We start from the raw sequence: 3,393 nt of genomic DNA, 5'->3' as shown, positions 1-3,393 counted from the left end.
GCACAAGGTATTGCAAAAAAGGATTAAACTATAAATTTAAGAGGAGTAATTTATTCTTTTGGAATGAGACGATGGATTTTGAAAAAGGAAATACAAAAACTACAGGGAGGTAAGTATATGGAATTGGCCATGCAAAAATACTTCTCGTCAATAATTGAGATTCTCAACCGAATTGAAAGCACACAGAGTGAAAACATCCAGAAGGCTGCTGACCTTATGGCAGATTGTACAAAGAATGGTGGAATCATTCATACATTCGGTACAGGTCATTCGCATCTTGTTGCTGAAGACGTTTTTTGGCGGGGATCCACACTATCCAACATACATGCAATATTGGAACCCAGCATGACAGGGCATGCCGAAATAACAAAGAGCGAATATATGGAGAAACTGGAAGGGGCAGGCAAACTGATTGTTGAGTATCATCGACTTAGTCCGCCGGATATTTTGATTGTGATTTCCAATTCTGGCAATAATATCGTTCCAATAGATGTTGCGATGGAAGCTTCGAAACGAGGAGTTAAAGTCATTTCTATTACTTCTTTCGATTATGCAGCTCATCTTAAAACACTACATACTTCAGGCAAGAAACTAAAAGATGTTGCAGATGTGGCGATCGATAATTGCTGCCCCATTGGGGACGCTGCCGTATCTTTTGAAGATCTGCCAATGAAGGTTGGCGCTGTTTCAACAGTTGCTGGATCATTCATAGCTCATTCACTTATTGTACAGTCAGTCGAAAACTTGCTGAAGCAAGGCATAAAACCAGATGTATATTTTAATGGCTCCTTTATGGCTCATTCGAAAGAAGTGGAAGAGTACAACCAGAAAATTACTGACAAATATTTCTCAAGGATTAGAAACCTGTAGAATCCAGATAGGAATAATTCTCGTTACTGCTCAGGCTCACGTTAGAAATTGACAACCGACGCCTGAGCAGTAACCTGATTTCTTTGAATACAGACGGCTATGTGCCGAGAACCTACCGCTACCCCTACCCGGGAGACCCGCCGATGACGGACCAGTCGGCCGCCCGGACCACCTTCTTCGATGCTGCGCTGGCCCGACATCTGGAGGACATTGACCAGCTGGTGATTCTCGGCGCGGGCTGGGACACGCGCGCGTACCGGCTGCCGGAGGATACGCGTGTCCGGTGCTTCGAGGTCGACGACGCCAGGACTCAGAAGATCAAGCCCGAGATGCTGGCCAAGGCCGGCGTGGACGCAACTCGGGTTACGTTCGTGAGTGCCGATTTCCTGACGGAGGACTGGCTCGAGCAGCTGGTAAAGGCAGGCTTCCAGCCAGACAGGCCGAGCTTCTTTCTGTGGGAGTCGGTGACGATGTACCTGAACCGGAAGGCCGCTGTGGCGGGCTTTACCACCGCGAACGTGCCCGTGCGGTAAGGCGCACGGCCCGCCCTCGCCTTGCTTTTTGGTTTACATTAGGCATCGCTGCCTGCAGCCTCCTGCCGATGTCAGCATCATGGCTACCTCCCCTCCATTCACGATGATTTAGGATGTGCAATGTGACGGGTGACAACCCGCTCTCTTTGCCGTATACTAAATGTGTAAGAGATGGAGGAGAAGACGTGATACGTGCGATAAGCCTGGACTTGTGGAAAACGCTTATTCTAGACCATGATCAGGATGAGGCTCTACGCGACCGCATCCGGGCTCAAGCTATTCGTGAAGTCCTTGGTGAACACAGCGTGGCCGTTTCCGAGGATGGACTGTACAAGAGTCTTCGTCATATCGACGTCCTGCGCAGAGACGTCCGTGAGATGCGCGACTGGACTCTGACAACCTCCAGCCAGATCGGTTTTGTTCTGACGCAGGCCAGCGTGTACCCTTCCAGGGATCTGGTCGATGCTGTCCGGCCGCGATATGAGGCGGCGATCTTCGAGCTGATGCCTGCCCTCGTCGAGCCAGACACCCCACAGTTGCTTGCAGATCTGGCCCAGCACTACCCTCTCTCCTTAACGTCCAACACAGGCAAAACGCCTGGGCAGGTTCTGCTGAAAGTATTCGACATGCTGAACATCCGCAAGCCATTCACGCATTTCATCTTCTCGGACGAAGCCCTGTTTCTAAAACCCGACAAGGGTATCTGGGAACTACTGGTCGACACCAACGAACTGAAGCCGGAGGAGATCGTCCATGTGGGGGACTCATACCGCATGGACTACAAGGGAGCCCGCGCGGCCGGCCTCCAGGCCATTCTCTTTGGACGCCAGGAGTCGTTGCCCACAGAAACCCTCGCGATCGCCTCACTCAGTGAACTACCAACAACCATCGAGGAGATGAACAGATGAATATATGTCTTACCGGTTCCAGCCTGACCTCCAGCGAAGTCGTCCGTGTCGCCCGCCAGGGTGCCGTCGTCGAACTCAGCAAAGAAGCTGTGGAACAAATCAATATTGCCTCTTCATTCGTCCGGAAGATCGTCCAGGATGAAGTCCCCGTCTATGGCATCAACACGGGGTTTGGCTCTCTGTGCAATGCACACATTGGTTCCCAGGATTTGGGTAAGCTTCAAGAGAATCTCATCCTGTCACACGCTGTCGGTGTCGGCCGCTGTTTCACCGAGGACGAGGCGCGAGCAACAATACTTGTACGTGCCAATACGCTGGCCAGCGGACATTCGGGTGTTCGTCTCGAGGTAGAGCAACTCCTGCTTGAACTGCTCAATAAGCATGTATACCCCATGATCCCATCACAGGGGTCTCTCGGCGCATCTGGTGACCTGGCTCCTCTTGCCTCGCTGACGCTCGTGCTGATCGGCAAGGGAACGGCGACCGTACACGGCGAAATCCTCCAGGGTCAGGCAATCCTCGACGCCATCGGAGCCAAGCCGGTCGTCCTGGAAGCCAAGGAAGGTCTGGCCCTCATCAACGGCACCGCCGTCATGACCGGTGTAGCCGCTCTCGTCTTTGCGGACGCACGCACACTCCTTCGTACCGCCAACCTGGCAGCCGCCATGACCATGGAAGCACTCCGCGCCCGTCTCGAACCCTTCGATGAACGCATCCACGATCTGCGCCGGCACGCCGGACAGGGCGCTGTTGCCAGGGACATTCTAAGCTACGTTGCAGGCAGCAAACTCATCGGCACATGCGACGACGTCCAGGACGCCTACAGCATCCGCTGCATGCCACAGGTCCATGGCGCCATCTCCGATACGATCGACTTCGTGGAAAACGTGTTGCTCAATGAACTCAATGCAGTCACAGACAATCCCCTCCTGTTCCCTGCCGAAGGAGACGTCCTGTCGGGCGGAAACTTCCACGGCGAACCCGTGGCGTTGGCCATGGACTACCTCGCCATTGCGCTGGCAGAGTTGGCAAGCATCAGCGAACGACGCACCAACCGGCTGCTGAACCCCGCCCTCAACCGG

General features: G+C 53.3%; 4 protein-coding genes. All 4 read left to right on the top strand.

All coding sequences use genetic code 11. The features are described from left to right. The first annotated feature begins 117 nt into the window (after window positions 1-117). Complete coding sequence (locus SMC5_RS07575; protein ID WP_119120222.1) at window positions 118-870, top strand: sugar isomerase domain-containing protein; 753 nt, start codon at window positions 118-120, stop codon at window positions 868-870. 143 nt (window positions 871-1,013) lie between these two features. Then, window positions 1,014-1,403, top strand: coding sequence for a class I SAM-dependent methyltransferase (locus SMC5_RS07570; protein ID WP_119120221.1), 390 nt, complete (start codon window positions 1,014-1,016; stop codon window positions 1,401-1,403). A 185-nt stretch (window positions 1,404-1,588) separates the two neighbouring features. Further along, complete coding sequence (locus tag SMC5_RS07565; RefSeq protein WP_165846320.1) at window positions 1,589-2,311, top strand: HAD family hydrolase; 723 nt, start codon at window positions 1,589-1,591, stop codon at window positions 2,309-2,311. Continuing rightward, a partial coding sequence (locus SMC5_RS07560) for an HAL/PAL/TAL family ammonia-lyase (RefSeq protein WP_119120219.1) occupies window positions 2,308-3,393 on the top strand: 1,086 nt, incomplete at its 3' end. The genes SMC5_RS07565 and SMC5_RS07560, both read left to right, overlap by 4 nt.

Source organism: Candidatus Cryosericum odellii (genome assembly GCF_003570935.1).
GTDB classification, from domain to species: Bacteria; Caldisericota; Caldisericia; order Cryosericales; family Cryosericaceae; genus Cryosericum; species Cryosericum odellii.
This window is presented reverse-complemented; position numbering and strand designations above follow the sequence as displayed.

Excerpts from the sequence above, each read along its gene's own strand:
- SMC5_RS07575 (WP_119120222.1), top strand. The coding sequence starts at position 118 with ATGGAATTGGCCATGCAAAAATACTTCTCGTCAATAATTGAGATTCTC.
- SMC5_RS07570 (WP_119120221.1), top strand. The coding sequence starts at position 1,014 with ATGACGGACCAGTCGGCCGCCCGGACCACCTTCTTCGATGCTGCGCTG.